Origin of the sequence: Clostridium sp. ZBS15 (assembly GCF_023845705.1) — a bacterium.
GTDB classification, from domain to species: domain Bacteria; phylum Bacillota; class Clostridia; order Clostridiales; family Clostridiaceae; genus Clostridium; species Clostridium aquiflavi.
The window spans coordinates 15,326-37,558 of the sequence record NZ_JAMQHY010000023.1; the positions used below are offsets into that span (position 1 = coordinate 15,326).

At 27.1% G+C, this 22,233-nt stretch carries 25 protein-coding genes; 7 read left to right on the forward strand and 18 right to left on the reverse strand.

What is annotated here, in order from left to right; translation table 11 throughout:
* Positions 1-42: 42 nt before the first annotated feature.
* From NG904_RS08195 to NG904_RS08250, 12 genes are all read right to left on the reverse strand, one after another.
* On the reverse strand, positions 43-333 hold the full coding sequence (locus NG904_RS08195; RefSeq protein ID WP_252214145.1) for a hypothetical protein: 291 nt from the start codon (positions 331-333) through the stop codon (positions 43-45).
* Positions 334-370: 37 nt separating this feature from the next.
* Complete coding sequence (locus NG904_RS08200; protein ID WP_252231018.1) at positions 371-679, reverse strand: peptidase associated/transthyretin-like domain-containing protein; 309 nt, start codon at positions 677-679, stop codon at positions 371-373.
* A gap of 18 nt (positions 680-697) precedes the next feature.
* Entirely contained in the window at positions 698-1,003 is a 306-nt protein-coding gene (locus tag NG904_RS08205) for a hypothetical protein (RefSeq protein WP_252231020.1), read from the reverse strand.
* Between the two features lie 11 nt (positions 1,004-1,014).
* Complete coding sequence (locus NG904_RS08210; RefSeq protein WP_252214150.1) at positions 1,015-1,209, reverse strand: hypothetical protein; 195 nt, start codon at positions 1,207-1,209, stop codon at positions 1,015-1,017.
* 50 nt (positions 1,210-1,259) lie between these two features.
* Positions 1,260-2,984: a motility associated factor glycosyltransferase family protein gene (locus tag NG904_RS08215; protein ID WP_252231022.1), complete on the reverse strand. Its 1,725-nt coding sequence runs from the start codon at positions 2,982-2,984 to the stop codon at positions 1,260-1,262.
* 102 nt (positions 2,985-3,086) lie between these two features.
* Positions 3,087-3,419: a hypothetical protein gene (locus NG904_RS08220; protein WP_252231024.1), complete on the reverse strand. Its 333-nt coding sequence runs from the start codon at positions 3,417-3,419 to the stop codon at positions 3,087-3,089.
* A gap of 164 nt (positions 3,420-3,583) precedes the next feature.
* Complete coding sequence (locus NG904_RS08225) at positions 3,584-3,889, reverse strand: carboxypeptidase regulatory-like domain-containing protein (RefSeq protein WP_252231026.1); 306 nt, start codon at positions 3,887-3,889, stop codon at positions 3,584-3,586.
* Between the two features lie 123 nt (positions 3,890-4,012).
* Positions 4,013-5,035 (reverse strand): lipid II:glycine glycyltransferase FemX, encoded by a 1,023-nt coding sequence (locus tag NG904_RS08230; RefSeq protein WP_252231028.1) that lies wholly within the window; start codon positions 5,033-5,035, stop codon positions 4,013-4,015.
* A gap of 191 nt (positions 5,036-5,226) precedes the next feature.
* Complete coding sequence (locus NG904_RS08235) at positions 5,227-6,369, reverse strand: DegT/DnrJ/EryC1/StrS family aminotransferase (protein WP_252231030.1); 1,143 nt, start codon at positions 6,367-6,369, stop codon at positions 5,227-5,229.
* Complete coding sequence (locus NG904_RS08240; protein WP_252231032.1) at positions 6,362-7,069, reverse strand: acylneuraminate cytidylyltransferase family protein; 708 nt, start codon at positions 7,067-7,069, stop codon at positions 6,362-6,364. Before NG904_RS08240 ends, NG904_RS08235 begins: the two co-directional genes overlap by 8 nt.
* Positions 7,070-7,096: 27 nt before the next feature.
* The gene (locus NG904_RS08245) at positions 7,097-8,254 is read right to left on the reverse strand and encodes a LegC family aminotransferase (protein WP_252214164.1); all 1,158 of its coding nucleotides are present in this window, start codon (positions 8,252-8,254) and stop codon (positions 7,097-7,099) included.
* 77 nt (positions 8,255-8,331) lie between these two features.
* On the reverse strand, positions 8,332-9,321 hold the full coding sequence (locus tag NG904_RS08250; RefSeq protein ID WP_252231034.1) for an NAD-dependent 4,6-dehydratase LegB: 990 nt from the start codon (positions 9,319-9,321) through the stop codon (positions 8,332-8,334).
* Positions 9,322-9,706: 385 nt separating this feature from the next.
* On the opposite strand from NG904_RS08250, the gene NG904_RS08255 reads away from it, so the two are divergent.
* From NG904_RS08255 to NG904_RS08270, 4 genes are all read left to right on the forward strand, one after another.
* Positions 9,707-10,378, forward strand: coding sequence for a DUF969 domain-containing protein (locus NG904_RS08255; protein WP_252214168.1), 672 nt, complete (start codon positions 9,707-9,709; stop codon positions 10,376-10,378).
* An 18-nt stretch (positions 10,379-10,396) separates the two neighbouring features.
* The gene (locus NG904_RS08260; protein WP_252231036.1) at positions 10,397-11,326 is read left to right on the forward strand and encodes a DUF979 domain-containing protein; all 930 of its coding nucleotides are present in this window, start codon (positions 10,397-10,399) and stop codon (positions 11,324-11,326) included.
* A gap of 180 nt (positions 11,327-11,506) precedes the next feature.
* Positions 11,507-12,148: a pyroglutamyl-peptidase I gene (gene pcp / locus NG904_RS08265; RefSeq protein WP_252214172.1), complete on the forward strand. Its 642-nt coding sequence runs from the start codon at positions 11,507-11,509 to the stop codon at positions 12,146-12,148.
* Positions 12,148-12,588: a gamma-glutamylcyclotransferase family protein gene (locus NG904_RS08270; protein ID WP_252214174.1), complete on the forward strand. Its 441-nt coding sequence runs from the start codon at positions 12,148-12,150 to the stop codon at positions 12,586-12,588. Before pcp ends, NG904_RS08270 begins: the two co-directional genes overlap by 1 nt.
* Before the next feature lie 16 nt (positions 12,589-12,604).
* Here NG904_RS08270 and NG904_RS08275 read toward each other — a convergent pair whose 3' ends face one another.
* The 6 genes from NG904_RS08275 to rbsK all read right to left on the reverse strand — a co-directional run bounded on the left by NG904_RS08275 (position 12,605) and on the right by rbsK (position 18,543).
* Positions 12,605-13,600: a LacI family DNA-binding transcriptional regulator gene (locus NG904_RS08275; protein ID WP_252214176.1), complete on the reverse strand. Its 996-nt coding sequence runs from the start codon at positions 13,598-13,600 to the stop codon at positions 12,605-12,607.
* 156 nt (positions 13,601-13,756) lie between these two features.
* Positions 13,757-14,668: a ribose ABC transporter substrate-binding protein RbsB gene (gene rbsB, locus NG904_RS08280; RefSeq protein ID WP_252231038.1), complete on the reverse strand. Its 912-nt coding sequence runs from the start codon at positions 14,666-14,668 to the stop codon at positions 13,757-13,759.
* Between the two features lie 74 nt (positions 14,669-14,742).
* A complete protein-coding gene (locus NG904_RS08285; protein WP_252231040.1) occupies positions 14,743-15,675 on the reverse strand; it encodes an ABC transporter permease in 933 nt (310 codons plus the stop codon).
* 18 nt (positions 15,676-15,693) lie between these two features.
* Positions 15,694-17,196 (reverse strand): sugar ABC transporter ATP-binding protein, encoded by a 1,503-nt coding sequence (locus NG904_RS08290; RefSeq protein ID WP_252226500.1) that lies wholly within the window; start codon positions 17,194-17,196, stop codon positions 15,694-15,696.
* 16 nt (positions 17,197-17,212) lie between these two features.
* Complete coding sequence (rbsD, locus tag NG904_RS08295; RefSeq protein ID WP_252231042.1) at positions 17,213-17,608, reverse strand: D-ribose pyranase; 396 nt, start codon at positions 17,606-17,608, stop codon at positions 17,213-17,215.
* Positions 17,609-17,613: 5 nt separating this feature from the next.
* Positions 17,614-18,543: a ribokinase gene (gene rbsK, locus NG904_RS08300; protein WP_252231044.1), complete on the reverse strand. Its 930-nt coding sequence runs from the start codon at positions 18,541-18,543 to the stop codon at positions 17,614-17,616.
* A gap of 235 nt (positions 18,544-18,778) precedes the next feature.
* On the opposite strand from rbsK, the gene NG904_RS08305 reads away from it, so the two are divergent.
* The 3 genes from NG904_RS08305 to NG904_RS08315 form a co-directional block, all read left to right on the forward strand.
* A complete protein-coding gene (locus NG904_RS08305; protein WP_252214187.1) occupies positions 18,779-19,090 on the forward strand; it encodes a hypothetical protein in 312 nt (103 codons plus the stop codon).
* A gap of 308 nt (positions 19,091-19,398) precedes the next feature.
* Positions 19,399-21,408 carry a methyl-accepting chemotaxis protein gene (locus NG904_RS08310; RefSeq protein WP_252231046.1) on the forward strand — a complete coding sequence of 670 codons (2,010 nt, stop codon included), beginning with the start codon at positions 19,399-19,401 and terminating at the stop codon, positions 21,406-21,408.
* 136 nt (positions 21,409-21,544) lie between these two features.
* The coding region (locus tag NG904_RS08315) for an IS256 family transposase (protein ID WP_252231048.1) at positions 21,545-22,233 on the forward strand (689 nt) is incomplete at its 3' end.

The window sequence follows — 22,233 nt, forward strand, 5'->3', positions numbered from 1 at the left end:
ATTTTCTAAAGAATAAAAAAAGAAACTGATAAACAGTTCCTTTTACATATCTACAAAAATTGTTTCATTATCTAAACATTTTATATTATGATTTTCACAAATCTTTATCTTATAATAGTGATTTTTATCACTTATTTTAAAACAAAATTCTCCTAAATCATTTGTTACACTATATGCACAATAAAGGCTACTGTCTTTTTCTGTATATGCTTTTTCTTTATCTGATAATACTATTTCCAATAATACTATTGCATTTTTGACAGGTGTTCTATCTTCATAATATAAATATCCCTTAAACAATACAGAGTTGTAATCACAATTAATATTTCTCATAATAACCTCACTGTGAAAATATATTTTATTTCAGTAATTAGCATTTAATAATAGGCTCATATACATCTAACACATAATCCAATTTACAACTACAAGGTAATAATACTGCATACTCTCCTTGTTCATTTGTAGTTAAATAACCATACTCTTTAATTCCTGGTGAATAATAGCTATTATTTACTTGTTTAATATATATTATAGCTTTAGGTATTGGATTATTATCTTTATCTAATATTTTACCTGTTATTAATACATCTATTGACTTTTTTATAATAATTTTCTTTTTTAATATAGAACATCTATTTAATTCTTTAGGACTTATTAATATCTCTTTATGCCACCCCACTTTGTTCACCCTCTAATATTATACTAAAGGAGAGTATATAGAAATTTCATAACGTCTTCCACAAGCTGGTTGTAATAAAAATAAATATTCTCCTTTATAATCAGTAAAACAATATCCTAATATCTTACAACACTCAGTTAAGCAATTAATTTCCTTTACTTCAACAGCAGCCCAAATTGATGGATCATGTTGTTCATTATATACATTTCCTTTTATAATTGTTGATTTTTTCTTTTTTATAACTATATTAACTTCATGCATTTTACTACACTTTAATCTGGAACCATATAAAACTATTGGTTCTTTTTTATTGTTGTTTTCCATTTCTGTAATTATTATTCTGGATTTTCCTTAGATTGTACTTTAGGAGTCTCCACAGTAGGTTCAGTTTCTATATTTACGTGTAGTTTATCTTGTCCTTTAAGTTGATCAGCTGATAATATTATACTACTTTGTGGTGTCCCATTAACCACTAAATTTTTAATTTTCTTTTCCTTGTAGACTTGTCCATTTATAATTATTTCTGACATTTACTGTTTCCTCCTTAATGATAAATAGTTCTCCTTACTATAATATGAATTTATTTAAATTTTGAAACTTCATCTTCTATAATTTTCTTTGCCTCCAAAAGCATTTCATTCATTCTCTTAAAATAATTTAAAAATGTCTTGCCTTGATATTTCATATTGGAAGTTAATTTATCATAATCCTTTGCAAGCATTAAAAAGCTCTCTCTTTTTATAGTGTATAGGAATTTATTAAAATACCCACCTAAATAAAAACTTTCTAAAGAAGATTCAAATGTTTGTACTATATCTAATATAAATAAAAATCTTTGAAAATCTATATCTTCTGGATTAATATCCACAAGTGATTTTTCTTCTTTAATATCTGCTAATATGGTGCACTGTTCCATACCTTGTACTGATTTTTCAATAAAAGTATCAACAAAATTAATTATGGTCTTTATTACTTTATCAGGTTTTAAATCAATACACTTATCAGGTTTCAATGATTGCTTTTTGTTATTAAAAATATTTTCCTCAAATATATCACATAGCTCTTTATGAGGCGCGCCTTTTATATCAGCACCATAAGATGCATTTATAAATTCTACATCTCTACTAGTCTTATATTGTTTAATATGATATTCCATGCTATTTTTAAATACTTGAAGGGTTGTTGTTGTTTTAACCTTATTTCCAAAAACATCATCTACAAATTGATTTGCCCAACTCTCAGTAATAATATTATCTACAATATTAAAAGTAGCTTTCTCTGAATGATGCTTGTCATAAGTATATGCTAAATCTTGTCCTACGAGTATTATAGGATTGCATCCTAATATATTAGCCATAGCTAAACAAGTGTGTGCAACAGATCCCCCTTGAGATAAGCCTTCAAATTTATTAATTTCTTCAATTACTTTTGAAAAAATATTAGACATATATATCTTTTCACCTTTGTAATTTTTCATTAAATATCTATTACTATATTCATAATATAAAAGTGGTACATCTTCATTAAGGCTATCCTTCATCATCTCATACATAGCATCTGATGGATCTATAGATACAACTAAATCCGGCTTTATTCCATTTTTTATAAGAGTTGTAAATGTTCTATTGCTTGCAATAACAAAACACTTTTTTACCTTTTCCTTATTTGCAACCATATCTTCTATATTTTTATCTAATGATGGTCCAGCAGATACTATTATTCCTGGAATATCTTTATTAATTCCTATATAGGAATTTAACGGACTTGACTCTTTAATAACACTAAGATTTTGAAGTGAATTTCTCATAAAAGATTCTTTACATCTATAAGCCAAAATTATATTTCCACTTACAGAAAAATATTTAGCATCTATAGCATCTATTAATTTTTTATATTCATCCTTATATATATCTTTATAATTTCCAAACGCATAAATATATAGATTATCAAAGTTATTTCCGCCAATTATAGATGCAAGTATAGGTGTTATAGTTTCTTCATCAAATAAAACTATACTTATATTATCATTTAAAGCAATATCTTTATTTTCATTAAATATATCTTCATTAGGTTCAAATATTAGTACTTTATTATTACTACATAATATTTTTTCTAATTTCTTCAAATATTCTCCAGTATCTAATCCAAAAAGGATTATAAATGAATCAAATTTAAGATCATCTAAATTATCAATTAATTTATCAATATCTTTTTTATAATTTATATTATCTGCTAAATAATATTTAGAATCACTTTTTTCAATTTTATATAGATAATATCCATCTAAAGATTTAATTTTTTTCATTTATTTCCCCCTAAATTCACAGAAAGATACAGTATAAAAATACTGTATCTCTGACTTTTTATTTACATTAATTAACTATTAATTCTTTATATTAAATTATTTTTAGCCATGTGCATAGAATTTAAGAGTTAATGCTGTTCCAGTATTGACAGTTACACCATATTTACCAGTACTGTCTGTAAATGTTTGTATATCAGCATTACCTATTGAACCTGCTGTAGTTCCATACCAACCTAAAACTGTACCACTCTTTAAAACAATTGGAGCTGAAACCACTACTTCATCTGATATATGCATACTTTTACCTGTAGCTAGTCCATTAATTAATACTAAATTCCAAGCAGTAGTTCCAACTGCTTGTGCTAATTTATTTCCATTATATCTAGTAATAGTAGCAGCACTTATAACGGTTCCTAATGGTTTATAAGTTGACATATAAAATTCCTCCCCGAACGCTATTCTTTTGTGATTATTTAATTTATAATATATATTTTAATAAGTTACTATAATCTATTAGTCATAGCAGGCTAATCTTAATATATTTTATCTAATATATTATATGCTTTACTTTTTTATAAGTGATTATATACTTAAATATTTTATTCATATATGGCTCCATATGCTTTAAGTTCATAAGAAATTTCTAAATATCTAGGGACTGATATTCCATAAATCCCCTGTTCATCACTAAAAGTTACTCCCACATACTTTTTTTTAGTTGGTGAATATCTTGTGTCAATTGAAAAAACCTTTATTGCAGCATAAGGCAAGGGAACTTTGTAAGGACTTATAACTTTTCCAGTAATTAATATATAATCATTTTTAGGAAAAGTAGAGTCTATCTTTACTCTGTTGCAATGCATAAGTTTTTTTCCACATAATATTTCCCTTACAACGGCGCACATTTTTATCATCCCCTAATATAATAATTCTTAAAATTTAGTAATATCTGTAATACACTTAAGAGATATAAAGTAAACTATTTTTATTATCTTTTTATAAAATATATTTTTATATAATCAGACCTTTTACTCCTTATATTGAAGAAAAAGCTCTGCATTTTTCTTATTTTTAGATTGCCATTTATTCATTAAATAATCATATACTTCTTTGTTATGAATTCTTTTACCAATGTAAAAATCACTAATATCTTTACAAAAACTTTTTTTAAATTTATATAAACTGTCACCTTGGCTATTAGTTAATCCTCCACCAAAATGGAATTTAGAGAAACCACTATTTTTAGCATATTCGATAGCTGTCCATAACAATAAATTATTAGGACAATATTTTAAATACTCCTTTAAGCTGCCAGCTAAGTGATAATGAAAAATTTCATCTCCTTGTAAAAAGATCCCACTAGCTACTGTAATGTCATTTAATTTAACATTAATGCATACATGCTCTAATTTATTTAAATCATCAAAATATTTATCATTGAAATAATAATTTTTTCCTGCATTTAATCTATCCATAGTTTCTATATAAACCTTTTTAAACTCATTTAAATCAAAACTAAATTCCGTAACAAGTCCTGATTTTTTAGCCTTTCTTATAACGTTTCTATTTTTTGATATAATATCTTGGCTCCATATGTCATCAATGGATTTATTTAAATTAATATAAGTTGTTGTCCTGTTATGACATACTTTAATATCATCTATAAATATAGTATGATTATCTAGCAACGGATGAAACCTAATGAACTCTGCTATAACATTATTTTTTTTGCAAAAATTTCTAAATGCGTCTTCAAAATCACTAAGAAATTCTGAACCATTAGTATTTGCTAATGGTCCACCATATCCATAAGCAGTTTCTATATCATAATATTCATTTTTTAAGTTATATCCTTTAATTTTACTCATTATAAATGGATATATTGCTAGATTATCTTTTTCTTCATAAACAAATAGTTTTGCTAATTTATCCTTACCATTTTCATAGAGATTATAATATTCACTTTTGAAATATATATCTCTAAAAGATAAAGGTAATTTATTAAGATAGTTATCCCATTTCTGAGATGAACTATCTAAAATTTTAATCATTACATCACCTCCTTTTATATGTATCATAAAATTCAATTAAATTTTGAGAATATTTAATAAGTATTCTCGCATTTACTACTCATCTCATTTTTTATAAAGAACAGGCTAACATTGAATTATACTTAATTTAAATTTCATTTTTATCTCTCATAATAATAAAGAAAATTTTTTATACCTTCTCAAATTACTACTTATTTTAAAATATCTTTTAAAGAATTAACTAAAACATCCATATCTTGAGTTTCATATCTCCAGTCAATTTGTAGACTTAAAATTCTTTTAGAAATACTTAAAGACTCTTTAAATTCATTTATCCATGGTTCCTTTGATAACTTCCAATGAACTGGTATATATATATTACGTTTCATAAGTTGTTTTTTTATATAATCTCGGTTTTCTATTAAAATTGGAAAAACTAAAGGTGTGTTATCATATAAATTTTCTGAATGATTTAAAAAAGTAATTTCTTTTATATTTTTAAGATTTTTAAAAATATATTTATAATTTTCACTTCTTTTATCAATCAATTTATTTACTGGAAAATAATTTAAATATTCTTTGTGTTTTGAATTAATTTTAAATATATCTTTTCTTTCATAGTATACTTTATGAGCCATGTCGAATAAATGTAAATAATCATTTTCATTTCCTATGCCTTCTAATATAAACTTTGTTTTTATATCTCTTGCATTTTCCATTAATTTAAAATAGTCATCATTTGCTTCTCTATATTTTAATGAATCATTTATTTTTTTGAATTCTACTAATTTATCACTTTTATTTAATGCCTTAATATTATTTAAAATTCTATCTTTATTAAATAAAACTAATGATCCATCTATAGGAAGAATTTTTCTATAACTATTAAATACATAATCTCCAATAAACTTATCTTGCCACTTAATCCAAAACTTTTGTACAGCATCTTCAATTATTAAAATCTTTTTTGATTGTAAATTTTTTAAAAACTTCCTTGTACTTTCACTATGATAAAATCCAAAATAATCAATAAAAAATACTGCTTTTATATTATATTTACTTATTAAGTTTTCTATAGATTCCATATTAATTGATAAATCTCTATTTATATTATAAAATTTATATTTAATATTTAGTTTTTCTATTAATTTCACAATTGTTGGACATAAGTAAGAAGGAAGTGCAATTACTTCACCATATTTAAAAGAAATTTCATTTAAAATAAACCTTATTGCACTATCCCCTCCACTTAAAAGTAGTCCTTGGCTTTCAATATCATTAAAAATATTTTTATCTTGAAATTTATCTTCAAACCAAAATTCCCCACCAATTGGATATTTTAAATTTCTAATCATGTGATACATCCTTATTTTTCATTATTATTTCAGCTATTTTAAAATCAATTTCAGTATCTATATCAATAGAAGATTCTCTATCCATTACATATCCAGTTAAATTCTCTACTTCAAAGGTTTTTTCTCTTTTTAATGCTTCTGTTTTAGCTAAATAAATTGCACCATTATATCTATAAATATTGGGTAAGTCCTGCCTCCTTGTAATATTTTTACCTTCCTCAAGAAAATACTTAAGACTTTCATTTTTAAAAATATTTGTCCAGTAAGGATTAACTTCTGACTTACAAATTGATATAATCCCGTGAAACTTACTTTTAACTAGTTTTTCTATTGCCTCATCAATATGCTGTTCATTTCTAAGTGGAGATGTACATTGAAGCAATAAAACATACTGTGGAAAATAACCTTCATATTTTTCAAGATAATCAAGCATATGAAATACACTATCTATTGTTAACGACTTGTCCTTTGCTAAACTGCTAGGTCTTAAATATGGCACTTCTGATCCATATTTTTCAGCGATGTCTGCAATTTCCTTGTCATCAGTACTTACAACAACTCTTGTAACAAATTTACTATTTTTACTTGCTAAAATCGTGTGAGCTATTAATGGTTTTCCATTTAAATTTAATATATTTTTTTTAGGTAGTCCCTTTGACCCACCTCTAGCTGGAATAATAGCTAATATCTCCGTTTTCATAAATTCTCCTTCTTTTAAATATTCAACTCATTTTTTCAATGCTTGTACAACAGTATCTATATCATCTTTTTTTAAGTTAGTACTACATGGAATATTTATTATTTTATCTATATAATATTTAGCTTTTTTAACATCATAAGCTTCATATTTTGTATAAGGTTTTTGGTCTTGTATAAGGTCCCAAATTGGTCTACTTTGAATACCTTTTGATAATAAATATTTAATTAAATCATCTCTTTTAAGTGGATATTCATCTCCTATAACTAAAGAATAAAACCAATAATTAGGTTCAATATCATCACTAAATTTTAGTAATGATAATCCTTTTATTTTTTCTATATTACTTTTATAATACTCATAATTTTCCTTCTTTACACTTATGAACTTGTCTAATTGCTCAAGTTGACCAATTCCTAAAGCCCCTTGTAAATTAGTCATTCTATAGTTATATCCTATTTCATTATGGATATAATACAAAGTATCATCCTTTGCTTGAGTCGATAGATATTTAGCTTTAGCTAATAACTTATCATCCTTTGCTACAATCATCCCACCACCACCAGTTGTTATAATCTTATTTCCATTGAATGAATATACTCCAAAATCTCCTATTGTACCTGCATATTTTCCTTGGTATAATCCACTTGTAAATTTAGATCCCAAAGCTTCTGTAGCATCTTCAACAACTTTTAAATTATACTTATTTGCAATGTACACTATCTTATGCATATCAGCAATATTTCCAAAAACATGAACTACCAAAATAGCTTTAATGTGTCTTTTAGATTTATTATTAATTAAATTTCCATTAACTAGTTTGCATTCTTCTTTGCAAAATCTTTCAAGCTTTTCTACATCAATAGTTAAACTGTCATCACAATCCATGAATATAGGATTTGCACCAATATATTTAACTGGATTTACGGCTGCAATGAAGGTAAGTGTTGGCACAATAACTTCATCACCTTCACATACTCCACTAAGAATAAGTGATAAATGTAATCCTGCTGTACCACTTTGACAAGCTACAGCACTGTTAACATTTAAGTACTTAGCTATTTCTTCTTCAAACTTATTTATATATTTACCGCCAGTTGAAACCCATTCTTCATCTATAGCATCTAAAACATATTTTTTTTCATTTCCCTTTAAATTAGGAACTGATAAAGGTATAAATTTTTTCATAAAGTTATCTCCTTTTAATAAAACTCTTTATTTTTACAACCTAGTATTTAAATTAAAAATTCAAACAATATAAAACTCTAAAGATTATATATATCAGATTTATATCTAACTAAATTTTCTGGCACTCTAAACCAATCTATAGTTTCTTTTATTCCTTCTGCAAAAGTAAATTTAGGTTCCCAATTAGTTAATTTTTTGATTTTCTCATTAGAACCCAATAATCTGTTAACTTCACTTTTTTCTGGTCTTAATCTTTCCTCATCACATATAATTGTAGCGTCTTTGTTTATCTCCCTTATAATCTCACTTGCAAGATCTTTTATTGAAATTTCCTTAGAAGTTGCAATATTTATTTCTTCTCCTATAGTTTTTTCAGACTTAGAAATTTCAAGAAAACCATTTGCTGTATCTTTTACATAATTAAAATCCCTAGTTGGTGTTAATGATCCTAATTTAATTTGTTTTTCACCACATAATAATTGCGTTATTATTGTAGGGATTACAGCTCTTGCTGATTGCCTTGGACCATATGTGTTAAATGGCCTCACTATAGTTAAAGGTAAATTAAAACTCCTATAAAAAGATTCTGCAATTCTATCAGCGCCTATCTTTGTTGCTGAATAAGGAGATTGTCCTTGAAAAGGATGATTTTCATCTATTGGTACGTATTTAGCAGTACCATAAACTTCAGATGTTGAAGTAATTAATATTCTCTTTGTATTTAACTCTCTAGATGCTTGAAGAACATTTAAAGTTCCCTTTATATTTGTATCTACATATGAATCAGGTGAGTGATAACTAAACGGAATGGCTATTAAAGCAGCTAAATGAAAAACTTCATCTATTCCATTCATTGCTTCTCTAACACCATTTGGATCTCTTATATCACCTGAAAATATATCAATTTTACTTTTTTTATTATTATCTAATGAGTCAAGCCATCCCCATGAATTAAAAGAATTATAATAAACAAAGGCTCTAACATCATAACCTTCATCTAATAAAATCTCACACAAATGACTCCCAATAAACCCATCAGCTCCAGTAACTAGTACTTTTTTTTGCATGAAAAATCCCTGCTTTCCTATTAAATATAAATTTTTGGACCCCAGGGGTCACAATATATAATATTCATTTAAATAATGTACAGTTCATAATATATAAAACAAGTGCCTTTAAAATATTTTTTATTTTAAGGCACTTGCTATTATTTCTTGTAATTCATCATATAAAACTATGAAAATCAACTTAAATCTTACTTAATAAGAAGATAATTCCTTATGAATAAATATTATCGTGTTTTTTGATATTTTATGCTCGTTTTTGACAGCTTTTTTACTTAAACGCTCTATTTTGTTGATTGTTTTTTAATTCCTTTAATTTTTTTAATGGATTTTTATGAAGAAATTCTGTATAATAGTAAAAAATACAATTCGAAAGGACAAAATTTTTATGGAATTAATAGGAATTTTAATAATTATAGTAGGTTTTGCACTAAAGTTAGACACAATCGCTGTAGTAGTTTCATCTGGTATTATAACTGGATTAGTTTCTGGAATGAGTATTACAGAAATACTTACTACTTTAGGTGATGCATTTATAAACAATAGAACAACTTGTCTATTTATGCTTACTATACCTGTAATAGGTTTATGTGAAAGATATGGATTGAAAGCAAAAGCTATAATGCTTATTCAAAAGGCAAAAGGACTATCAACTGGAATTCTTTTAAGTGGATATACTTTTATAAGAGAAGCAACAATTGCAATGGGAGTTACACTTGGTGGGCATCCTCAATTTGTTAGACCACTTATTAGTCCAATGGCAGAAGGTGCTTCAATTGCTAAATATAAAGATTTAGATGAAAAAGATTTAGATAAAATCAAAGCTTACTCAGCAGCTTCTGATAATATTGGGAATTTCTTTGGACAAAATGTATTCATGGCTAATTCTGGAGTACTTTTAATAGCTAGTACTTTGGAAACTCTAGGTTTAAATGTTGATACACTTCAAATCGCTAAAGCATCTATACCAGTTGCAATAGTTGCATTTATTTTGTGTATAGTACAAAACTATCTTTTAGATAGAAGCCTAAAAAGAAAATATAGTTCTAAAAATCAATAATTATGGAGGACATGCTAAATGGATATTAAACAAATTTCTAATATATTACTAGAAATATTTTATATCATGTTAGGTCTATATATGGCCATTACGATGATATTTACTTTAAAAGACAAAACTCATAAAACTAGAATTGGTACTGCTCTATTCTGGGGAATAATATCTATAATTTTTATATTTGGTAAAATAATACCATCTATTGTTACTGGTATTCTTATTGTAGTAATTGCTTTATTATCAGCATTCAAGCAAATTAATATTGGTACATTAAAGCAATTAGATAGTACCTTTACTAATTTAAAAGCAGAACAATTAGGATTAAAAATATTTGTACCATCATTAACAATTGCTATAATTGCAATGATTATTGCTTCATTTACTCCTTTATCAGGAACAGTTGCTATAGGTATATCAGCTACTTCAGCTTTACTTATTACATTTATCCTTACTAAAGCTAAACCTATGGAATTTGTTGAAGATAGTAATAGAATGTTCCAATCAGTAGGTGTATTTGCAATATTACCTCAACTTTTAGCTTCTTTAGGTGCTTTATTTACTGTTGCTGGAGTTGGTGATATAATATCTAACATTATTTCTGGAGTTATACCTCAAAGTAATCCTTTAGCTGGAGTTGTTGCTTATTGCTTAGGTATGGCTATATTTACAGCAATAATGGGAAATGGATTTGCAGCATTTTCAGTTATAACTGTTGGAATTGGTGTCCCTTTTGTATTTGCTCAAGGTGGAGATCCTGTAATATGTTCAGCACTTGCTTTAACAGCAGGATTCTGTGGAACATTATTAACTCCAATGGCTGCTAACTTCAATATGTTACCAGCTGCATTATTAGAAATAAAAGATAAAAATGCAGTAATAAAAGCTCAAGCACCATTAGCTTTAATATTATTATTAGTACATATAGTTTTTATGTATACATTAGGATTTTAAATAATTGCTATTTTTTACATAGTACTGATATATTCATAAGCAAAGCTGTACTGAGTAATTTGGGCTTTGCCTATTAAATATAGTCTTAAAACACAATCTAGTAAATTGGTATTGCATATATCAACGCGTTACTAGAACCTAGCTACAAATTAACATTATATTAAAAGGACGTGAATTTAAATGAAAGTTTTAATAACTGGCTTTGATCCATTTGGTGGAGAAAGTATAAACCCAGCATTAGAGGCTGTAAAAAAGCTTCCAAATACAATAAGCAATGCTGAAATAATAAAATTAGAAATCCCTACTGTTTTTAAAAAATCATTAGAAAAAATAGAAGAGAATATATTAGCTCATAAACCTGATATAGTAATCTCAATAGGGCAAGCTGGAGGTCGTTTCGGAATTACACCAGAAAGAGTTGCAATAAACATTGATGATGCTAGAATCGAAGATAACGAAAAAAATCAACCAATAGATTTAAAAGTATTTGAAGATGGAGAAAATGCATATTTTGCTACTCTTCCAATAAAAGCTATGGTTAAAGAAATGCAAGAAGCTGGCATTCCTAGTTCAGTTTCAAACAGTGCTGGAACTTTTGTATGTAACCATGTTATGTATGGAGTATTATATATGATAAATAAAAAATATCCTAATATAAAGGGTGGCTTTATACATGTTCCATATATACCATCTCAAGTAGTTAATAAACCAAGTATGCCTTCTATGTCAATTGAAGATATTTCTAAAGGATTAGAATTAAGTATTAAAGCGGCAGTTGAAAATAATGAAGATATAAAAACTGCTCAAGGAGAAATTTGCTAATGAGCAATATTAATATCTTCGTTTACGGTAGTTTAAGAGAAGGCTTTTTTAATTATAATAAGTATTTAGATGGTAAAGTAATTGAAGCTAAGCCTGCTCTACTTAAAGGAATGCATTTATATCATATGCCTTATAAAGGTTATCCTGCTATACTACCAGGTGATGGAAAAGTACTTGGTGAAATAATAAGCATTAAAGATTATAATAGTACACTTAAAGCTATTGATGATATGGAAGGCTTTATAAGTTCAGATAATCCTAATAATGAATATAATAAAATTCTTTTAGAGGTAGAACATTTAAACACTAAAACTAAAGAAAATTGTTATGTTTATTTTTATAATAAAGATATAGATTCAATATTTAGTGAAAAATCTATACATATTCCAGATGGCGATTGGAAAAATTATATGATAAATACAAATAAAAGTCACTCATAAAATGAGTGACTTTTATTTATTTTACTGTTTCTCTTTCTACTAAATAAGGTGATAAACTTATGTTCTCTTTTGTTTCCTCATCACTATTTATTGCTTTAAGCAATAATTTAAATGATTCTTCTCCCATTTTATATATTGGTTGAGCAATAGTTGTAAGCTCTGGTTCTATGAATGAACATATACGTATATTATCATAACCCAATATACTTATATCCTCTGGAACATTATATCCATTTCTAATTAAATACTTAATTCCACCTATTGCCATTACATCACTACTATAAAAAATGCAATCAACATTCTTATTCTTCTTGATTATCTTTTCAGTAGCTCTTATTCCTCCATTCATGGAAAAGTTCTCTTCTTCAATTATATCTTCATTTAAAATTTCTAATTTAGATGCAAATTCTTTAAAATAATCAAGACGTGTATCTACTCCATGTCTTATTCCACCTACAAATGCTAGATTTTTCTTTGATTTACCAATTAAATACTCAATTCCAAGTTTTATTCCTTGTTTATTATTACAATGTACTACATTGTACTTTTCCTTATATTTAACTTTTCTATCCACAACAACAAATGGAACGTTATTTCTTATTAATAAGTCCAATGAATTAGTTCCATATTTGCTTGGAACTATTATAACTCCATCAACTAATTTACTTATTAGCAATTTTATATAATGTTCTTCCTTTTCTTCTCTATTTAATGTATTGCATAATATCATGCTAAATCCACAATCTTCTGCTTCAGTTTCTATAGCTTTAGCAATTTCTGAAAAAAAAGGATTTTCTATATCTGGAACAATGCATCCAATAGTATAACTTCTATTTGTACTTAACGTTCTTGCTAATGAATTTGGAATATAATTAAGATCTTTAGCAGCTTTTAAAATTTTATCTCTAGTTTCTTCTAAAACATTTATTTTCTTATTATTTAAGACCATGGACACAGTCGTCTTTGAAACATTTACTTGCTTAGCTATATCCATTATAGTAACTTTTTTCAAAATATCCCCTCCATAAATATCAGTTTTAATTAATTAAGCCCCCTATTAATTAAGTTTTATTTTTATTATTATAGCATACAGCTATAATTTTTCTAACCTAAAATATTAACAATAAAAGATCCCTACTAAATGTAGAGATCTTTTTAGTAGTTATATTTATTTTTTTAATACTTTTAAATCTGCTGGAACTTGTTTTTCTACAGTTTCACCATTTAAAATTTTACCTGCTTGCTCTACTGCAAGTTCTCCCATTAATGATGGTTGTTGAGCTATAGTCGCAGTCATTTCTCCAGCTTTTACAGCAGTCTCTGCATCTACATTTCCATCAAAGCCAATAACCATAACATTTTTGTTAGCTGCTTTTAAAGCTTTTACAGCACCTAAAGCCATTTCGTCATTATGAGCAAATACCACATCAAAATCTGGGGTTGCTTGAATTATGTTTTCCATTACTGATAGTCCTTTTTGTCTATCAAATTCTGCTGATTGACTTGCTACTACTTTTACATTATTTTTGCCTGCTATTCCATCATTGAAACCTTTACCTCTGTCTCTTGTAGCTGATGCACCTGGTACACCTTGAAGTTCTACTACTTTAATAGTTTCTTTATCTTTTAAAGTTTCTAACATATATTCAGCTGCCATGTTTCCTCCCTTTACGTTATCAGAAGATATATGACACACAACTTCACCACCATTTGATTCTCTATCTAAAGTTATTACTGGTATCTTACTATCATTAGCAACTTGTATTGAATTTTTAACTGCATCACTATCTGTTGGATTTATCATTAATGCAGTTACACCTTGTTGCACTAAATCTTCAACATTTGATCTTTCTTTAGTAGAGTCATTTTGTGAATCTAAAACTACTAGTTCATATCCCATTTCCTTAGCTTTCTTTTCTGCTCCTTCTTTCATTGAAACGAAAAACGGATTATTTAATGTTGAAAGAACCATACCTAATTTCTTATCATTACTCTTTTGTGGTGAACACCCAATAAAGCTTCCCACCATTAATGCTCCAGCCATAGTAAGTGATAATAATTTTAAACTTCTTCTTTTCATCTTTAATTTCCTCCTCTTTCTCTTATAATTGTTTATATTTTTATATAATTGTTTATATTTTTTAAATATCTTATTTATTTTCTTCCCTTTTTGTCTAATAAGACAGCTACTAATATAACTATTCCTTTTATTATTAATTGGTAGAATGGTGATACATTAAGAAGGTTTAATCCATTATTTAAAACTCCTATAATTAATGCACCTATTATAGTACCCATTACACTTCCTTCTCCACCTGCAAGGCTGGTACCACCTATTACTACTGCAGCAATTGCATCTAATTCAAATCCTGAGCCTGCATTTGGAGATGCTGACCCAATTCTACTAGTTATAATAACACCACTTACTGCAGCTGCTATTCCTGAAACTACATATACTAAAGTCTTTATTTTATCTGTATTTATACCTGAAAGTCTTGCTGAATCCTCATTTCCACCTAAAGCATATAAATATCTACCAAATCTTGTTTGAGTTAATACGTAATATGCTATTGCTACCATTATGGCTGTAATTATTACTGGTAGTGGTAATATTCCTAATTTTAAATTTCCTATAGCATTAAAACTTCCTGTTAATCCTGATATAGGATTTCCATTTGTGAACACATAAGTTACACCCCTAAATATAGTCATGGAAGCAAGTGTAACTATAAATGCTTGAATCTTTCCTTTTGAAATAAGCATTCCGTTGATAATTCCTACTACAATACCTACTACTACTGCAACTATAATTGCCAGGAATACGTTTCCACCGGAGTTAATAATTGATGCGGCTAAAGCACCACTAATAGCTAATGTTGATCCTACTGATAAGTCTATTCCTCCTGTTAATATTACAAATGTCATACCTATGGCAATTATTGCATTCACAGAAACCTGAGTTAATACATTAGTTATATTTGATACAGATAAAAATCTTGGAGTTAATATAGAAATAGCTATACATAATATGAAAAGCCCTATTAATGATTTATATTTTGATAAATTTTTATTTTTAATACTTTGCATAATTATCCCACCTTTTTTTTACTTTATACCTACAGCAAGCTTCATTACTGCTTCTTGATTGGCTTCATCTCTTGAAAGTTCTCCTGAAACTGCACCTTCTCTCATTACCATAATCCTATCACTTATACCTAATACTTCTGGTAAATCTGAAGAAATCATTATTATAGCTTTACCCATAGCTTTCAACTTATTTAATAATTCATATATTTCTTTCTTAGCACCTACATCAATACCTCTTGTAGGTTCATCAATAATTAAAACTTTAGGTGATAATAATAACCATTTTGCTAAAATAACCTTTTGTTGATTACCTCCACTTAAATTTTTTATTAGTTGTTCCGCATTTGGAGTTCTTATTCTTAGTTTTGTAATATACTCTTCAACATCTTTTTCTTCTAAAGATTTATTAACACGCTTTAAATTATTTTCATACATCTGTAGATTTCCTAGTGTCATGTTTTCAGCTACAGACATGCCTAAAATTAATCCTTCTTTTTTTCTATCTTCTGGTAAGTAGCATATTCCTTTATTTATAGCATCTTTTGGACATGTTATCTTTACCTTTTGACCATCTATAAATATTTCTCCACTTTGACTTTTAAAATCTCCAAATATTGTTTTTGCAAGTTCTGTTCTCCCTGCACCCATTAAACCTGCTACTCCAAGTATTTCACCAGCATTAACTTCAAAAGAAACATTTTTAACTTTTTTTTCGTAATTTAAATTTTTTACATTTAATATTGTTTCACCTTTTTCAACTTTCTTATATGGAAATTGATCCTCTATAGTTCTTCCTACCATCATTGCTATTAATTTATTATTATCAATATCAGCAACCTTAGCCTCACCAGCATACTTACCATCTCTAAGTACTGCTACTCTATCACACATTGCAAATATTTCTTCCATTCTATGAGATATATATATTATAGCTATATTTTTTTTCTTAAGATTATCAATTACATCAAATAATTTCTTAGTTTCTACGTCCGTAAGTGCAGTTGTTGGTTCATCCATTATAATTATACTTGAATTTTTAGTTAAAGCTTTTGCAATTTCTATCATTTGTTTTTCCCCTACATTGATATCTCTTACTAACGCTTCTGGGTCCACATTACATCCTATTTGGTCTAAGAATAATTTACTTCTTTCTATTAAAACCTTTTTATTTATCTTTCTTGTATATTGAGAAAATTTTTCATTCCCTAAAAAAATATTTTCTGCTACTGTTAAATTAGGAATAACACTTAACTCTTGATGTATTATAGCAACTCCCAATTTTTCAGCTTCCCTTATTCCCTTAATATTTACTTCTTCTCCTTCAATAAATATTTTTCCCTCATCTTTAGTATAAACTCCACTTAAGATTTTCATCAAAGTAGATTTTCCTGCTCCATTTTCTCCCATTAGAGCTGTTACTTCTCCACCATATGCTGTAACATTAACATTATCAAGCGCTTTTACTCCAGGGAACATTTTTGATATATTCTCCATCTTTAATTTAGGTTTCTTTGTTTCCATTAGAATTCCCCCTTCTTTAAAAAACAACTCCTGATTTTAAAATTATATTTGCATAAGGAGTTTGTTCTCCAGTTCTTACCACTGCTTTACATTCCTTTAACTTAAATTTTAATTCTTCATGAGAAATAAATGTTATTTTAGCATCACCTATTACTTCTTTTATTTCATTGTAAAGTTCTGGACTAATGTCCTCTGTTTCTTTAGCTAAAATCACCTCTTCTATTTGTAGTTCTAGTAATGTTGCTTTTAAAGTTTGAATAAATGTTGGGATACCTCTTATTAATGCTAAGTCTATTCTTTCACTTTCATCAGGTATTGGTAAACCACAATCTCCTATTGCAATCATATCTGTATGACCCATTTTTGAAATTACTGAACTTAAATTACTGTTTAATAATTCTGTTTTTCTCATTTGTTTTATTCCTCTCCGTAAACTTTAATTACTTCTTCTTTGTGTGGTATTGATGGTTGAGCACCTTCTTTTTGTACTGCTATTGAAGATACCCTATTGCCAAATTTAACTGCCTTAAGTAAGTTTTCTTTAGTTATTTCATTTGGATTTAATTTTGTACTTAATCCACCTATAAAGCTATCTCCTGCTGCTGTAGTATCTATTGCATTTACTTTATATGCAGGTACTAATTCACAAAAGTCTTTTCCTATTACTGCTGCACCTTTTGAACCCATTGTTATTATTACAGACTTAACTCCTTTATCCATAAAAACTTTTGCAGCTTTTTTTGCGTCTTCTAAATTTTTAACTTTTACACCAGTTAGAACTTCTGCTTCAGTTTCATTTGGAACTATAATATCTGTAACTGCTAAAAGTTCATCTTTTATTTTCTTTGCTGGTGCAGGATTTAATATTGTTATTTTTTCATTTTCTTTTGCATTTTTAAATGCTATTAAAGATATTTCTTCTGGTGTTTCAAACTGTGTAATTAAAATATCACTTTCTTTTATTCTATCCAATGTAGAATTTATCTCTATTTCACTAATACTCATATTTGAACCTGGGTTAACAATGATTGAATTATTACCAGTATCTGCTACCATTATCATTGCAGTTCCTGTTGCATTATAATTATCTTCAAAAACGTAATCTATATTTATGTTATCATTTCTTAACTCTTCTCTTAATGTCCTACCATAATCATCTTTTCCAATTTTAGCTATCATGGAAACATGTGCACCACTTCTTTTTGCTGCTACTGCTTGATTAGCACCTTTACCACCTGGTATTTTCTCATATGATTTAGATAGTATTGTTTCTCCTGGCTTAGGCATATCTTTTATTTTCATAACTAAGTCCATATTCATACTTCCAAGTACACATATCTTATTCATATAAATTCCTCCATCACCTAATTAAATATTAGTTAACCGTTTCACTGAACCGATTAACCATAGTATAAACCATCTGTAAACGTTAATCAATAGTTTTTTAAAATTTTTTTATTTTTTTATTTTACCCAAATTTATGCTTCCTATTCTGATATTTATTTCTATTTGAAAATATTTTTCATTTGTTGTATAATTTATATATAAAAACATATTAATATAAATTTAAGGTGGTACATATATGAACGTTTATGCAATAACTTATTATTTAAAAGAAGACACACATTCATGTGGTTGTGAAGATCATCACGAAGAACATCATCACCATCATCATCGTGATGATTACGAAATAACTGGAAACATTAAAGCTTTAGGAGCTTGGGCACATTTAATGCCTACTAGTTTTCTAGTTAAATGTGAATTAACTGCAGATGAAATTTCAACAAAGCTTAAAGAATTTCTTCAAGATAAAGACATGCTTTTTGTTACAGAAGTAACTAAAGATAATGTTGCTTCTTTAACACCAGGCGTTGTTGAATGGATAAATCAATAAGATTTTAACTGAAAAAGGCATGTTCATTTTATTTTGAGCATGTCTTTTTCTTATTTGTATTACAATTCTTTAAACAATTTAACATATACTCTTACTTTAACTTTAATAATTCTAATTTCAAGTAGATGATGAATTCTTCTATTTTCTCTAATTTCTCTAATATTTTTATTAGATTCTTTAATTCTTCTTAATTTATAGTTTAAAATTTAATATTTTATTAGGTAAATGTTGGTTTAAGATTTTATTAAATGTTACGATAGATAAATGTACTATTTTATTAAATAACTATATTAGGAGGAAAATTTAAAATGAAAAAACTAAAGTTTAAAAGTATAAAACAGCAATTATTACTATGTTTTATATCTCTAATTGTAATTATGTGTACAGGCATAGCCTTAATTTCTATGTACATATCAAAAAAATCTGTAATTTCAACTGTTAATATCACCTTACCTGAAGTTGCTAAACAAGCAAGTTCTTCTGTAGAAAATGCAATTAATACTCAAACTAAAATTTTAGAAACTTTAGCTACTAATGAAAAGATAAAAAATGAAACTACACCAATAGAGGAAAAATTAGCACTGCTTTCAGAGATTTCAAAACAAAATGGCTATTTAAAGATGACTTTTGTAGATATTAATGGAAATGGATTTAATACTGATAATCAACCATTAAATATATCTGATAGGGACTACTTTAAAAAATCTCTTTCAGGCATAAGCACTGTATCTGATCCAATAATAAGTAAAGCTGATAATACTCTTATTGTTGTATACAGTGTACCTATAAAAAATAATGATACTATAGTTGGAGTTTTAACTGCTATTAGAGATGGTAATGAATTAAGCGGCTATACTGATAATATTAAATTTGGAAAAACAGGCACTGCATATATGATTAATAAAGAAGGAACTATAATTGCACATAATAATAAAGAACTAGTAATCAATAAAGATAATGACTTTGAAAATGTAAAAAGTGACCCTTTATTAGAATCTATAGTTAAAATAGAAAAAAAAATGGTTGAAGGTGAACTAGGCTCTGGAGAATATTCTTATAAAGATAAAAATAAATATGTTGGCTATTCTCCCATTAAAAGTACAGGTTGGTCTGTAGCTATAGTAGTTGAAAAAGATGAAATTTTAAGTCAACTAACTACTTTAAAACTAGTTATTGGCATAACATTAATTATCTTTGTTTTATTAGGTAGTTTTATGGTGCTACTTCTTTCATCATCAATTACAAAACCTATAAAATTATCAATGCAACAATTAAAATCTATATCTGAAGGTGATTTGACATTAAATATTTCAGAAAAACTTTTAGATAGAACTGATGAACTTGGAGAAATGGCAAAATCTATAGACACTATGAAAGTTTCTATGATTAGTATGATTAATAATATAAAATTAAGTTCCTCTAATATAGACACTCAAAGTGATACTTTATTAGTGTTATCAAATGAAATGTCAGCCTCAAGTAAAAACATTTCAATTGCTACTAATGATGTTGCTAAAGGAACAGTAGGTCAAGCTCAAGATTTAATAGATATTACTGCTATATTACAAAATTTCAGTGCTAAATTAGATGATATGGTTAAAATAATAAGTGATATAGATTCAAATACAAGTAATATAAAATCTAAGTCTTATTCTAGCAATACAGATATGGAAACTGTTATTCAATCTGTAAATAATGTTAATAAAGCATTTAATGATTTAATTATAAAGATACAAAGTGTTGGTTCTAATGTTACAAAAATAAACGAAATAACTAATTTAATAAATAGCATATCTGAACAGACTAATCTTCTTGCATTAAACGCAGCTATTGAAGCAGCAAGAGCTGGTGAATCTGGTAGAGGTTTTTCTGTTGTAGCAGATGAAATAAGAAAACTTGCTGAACAAAGTAAAGAATCTTCATTAAGTATTTCTAGCTTAATATCAGAAATTTCTATAGATACAAATCTTATGATTAATACTACTGATACTATGAAAGATGAGCTTAAAATTCAAGAAAATAATATATATACTGCAATAAAATCTTTTGAAACAATTACAGTTGCAGTTGATGAGATTACTCCTAAAATTGAATTAGCTAATAATTCTGTTAATGATTTAAATGAAAATAAAGAAAATATTTTAATTAAAATAGAAACATCATCTTCAATTGCTGAAGAAGTTTCTGCTTCAGCTGAAGAAATATCAGCATCAACTGAAGAAATGAATAAATCTACTGACGAATTATCAAATTCTGTTGAATTATTAAATAATATGAGTACTGAAATGATTAAAAATGTAAACAAATTTAAAATATAAAATTAAAAAACTCTAGATAATCTTATGTAAATGAAAATTATAGGCCCTGTAAATAATTTTGTGTAAACTGAATAAAATGAACTCCTTCTTGGAAATAATTAAGATAACAAATTATTACAAGAAGGAGTTTTTTTATATGGGAAATGTGTCGAAAGAATTATTAAGAGAATACATAAAGGAGCAAAATTTTAGTAACGCTAATGAAATTTTAGTTGGACTTAAAGAAATGTTTAGAGACGTTTTACAAGAATCTTTAGAGGCTGAAATGGATGAAGCATTAGGGTACGGAAAGTATGATAGCATTGAAAAAAACAATGATAATAGTCGCAATGGATATTCAAAAAAGACTGTTAAAACAGAACTCGGACCTGTACAGCTAAATATACCAAGAGATAGAAATGGTAATTTTGAACCTAAAATAGTTCCTAAACATCAAAGATCCGTTAACGGTATCGAGGATAAAATATTAGGACTTTATGCAACTGGAATGACAACAAGAGATATATCTGACCAAATAAGAGCGTTATATGGGGTAGATGTAAGTGCAGAAACTGTATCAAATATAACAAATAGAATATTACCTTTGGTTTCGGAATGGCAAAATAGACTATTAGAAAATACCTATTCCTTTATATTTATGGATGCTATACATTATAAAGTTAGAGAAGATAAGCAAATTATAGTTAAAGCTGCTTATGTTGTGATTGGCGTAAATTTAGATGGCGAAAAAGAAGTATTAGGAATATGGATAGGTGCTAATGAAAGCAGTAAATTCTGGTTGTCTGTGTTAAATGATCTTAAAAACAGAGGTGTTCACGATGTGCT

What these genes read in the sequence shown, in the direction of transcription:
- NG904_RS08250 (WP_252231034.1), bottom strand. Translation starts at nt 9,321, where the DNA reads ATGCAAAAAAAAGTACTAGTTACTGGAGCTGATGGGTTTATTGGGAGT.
- NG904_RS08215 (WP_252231022.1), bottom strand. Translation starts at nt 2,984, where the DNA reads ATGAAAAAAATTAAATCTTTAGATGGATATTATCTATATAAAATTGAA.
- rbsD (WP_252231042.1), bottom strand. Translation starts at nt 17,608, where the DNA reads ATGAGAAAAACAGAATTATTAAACAGTAATTTAAGTTCAGTAATTTCA.
- NG904_RS08225 (WP_252231026.1), bottom strand. Translation starts at nt 3,889, where the DNA reads ATGTGCGCCGTTGTAAGGGAAATATTATGTGGAAAAAAACTTATGCAT.
- NG904_RS08260 (WP_252231036.1), top strand. Translation starts at nt 10,397, where the DNA reads ATGGATATTAAACAAATTTCTAATATATTACTAGAAATATTTTATATC.
- NG904_RS08245 (WP_252214164.1), bottom strand. Translation starts at nt 8,254, where the DNA reads ATGAAAAAATTTATACCTTTATCAGTTCCTAATTTAAAGGGAAATGAA.
- NG904_RS08270 (WP_252214174.1), top strand. Translation starts at nt 12,148, where the DNA reads ATGAGCAATATTAATATCTTCGTTTACGGTAGTTTAAGAGAAGGCTTT.
- NG904_RS08210 (WP_252214150.1), bottom strand. Translation starts at nt 1,209, where the DNA reads ATGTCAGAAATAATTATAAATGGACAAGTCTACAAGGAAAAGAAAATT.
- NG904_RS08230 (WP_252231028.1), bottom strand. Translation starts at nt 5,035, where the DNA reads ATGATTAAAATTTTAGATAGTTCATCTCAGAAATGGGATAACTATCTT.
- NG904_RS08305 (WP_252214187.1), top strand. Translation starts at nt 18,779, where the DNA reads ATGAACGTTTATGCAATAACTTATTATTTAAAAGAAGACACACATTCA.
- NG904_RS08195 (WP_252214145.1), bottom strand. Translation starts at nt 333, where the DNA reads ATGAGAAATATTAATTGTGATTACAACTCTGTATTGTTTAAGGGATAT.
- pcp (WP_252214172.1), top strand. Translation starts at nt 11,507, where the DNA reads ATGAAAGTTTTAATAACTGGCTTTGATCCATTTGGTGGAGAAAGTATA.
- NG904_RS08220 (WP_252231024.1), bottom strand. Translation starts at nt 3,419, where the DNA reads ATGTCAACTTATAAACCATTAGGAACCGTTATAAGTGCTGCTACTATT.
- NG904_RS08235 (WP_252231030.1), bottom strand. Translation starts at nt 6,369, where the DNA reads ATGATTAGAAATTTAAAATATCCAATTGGTGGGGAATTTTGGTTTGAA.
- NG904_RS08310 (WP_252231046.1), top strand. Translation starts at nt 19,399, where the DNA reads ATGAAAAAACTAAAGTTTAAAAGTATAAAACAGCAATTATTACTATGT.
- NG904_RS08255 (WP_252214168.1), top strand. Translation starts at nt 9,707, where the DNA reads ATGGAATTAATAGGAATTTTAATAATTATAGTAGGTTTTGCACTAAAG.
- NG904_RS08285 (WP_252231040.1), bottom strand. Translation starts at nt 15,675, where the DNA reads ATGCAAAGTATTAAAAATAAAAATTTATCAAAATATAAATCATTAATA.
- NG904_RS08290 (WP_252226500.1), bottom strand. Translation starts at nt 17,196, where the DNA reads ATGGAAACAAAGAAACCTAAATTAAAGATGGAGAATATATCAAAAATG.
- rbsB (WP_252231038.1), bottom strand. Translation starts at nt 14,668, where the DNA reads ATGAAAAGAAGAAGTTTAAAATTATTATCACTTACTATGGCTGGAGCA.
- rbsK (WP_252231044.1), bottom strand. Translation starts at nt 18,543, where the DNA reads ATGAATAAGATATGTGTACTTGGAAGTATGAATATGGACTTAGTTATG.
- NG904_RS08205 (WP_252231020.1), bottom strand. Translation starts at nt 1,003, where the DNA reads ATGGAAAACAACAATAAAAAAGAACCAATAGTTTTATATGGTTCCAGA.
- NG904_RS08240 (WP_252231032.1), bottom strand. Translation starts at nt 7,069, where the DNA reads ATGAAAACGGAGATATTAGCTATTATTCCAGCTAGAGGTGGGTCAAAG.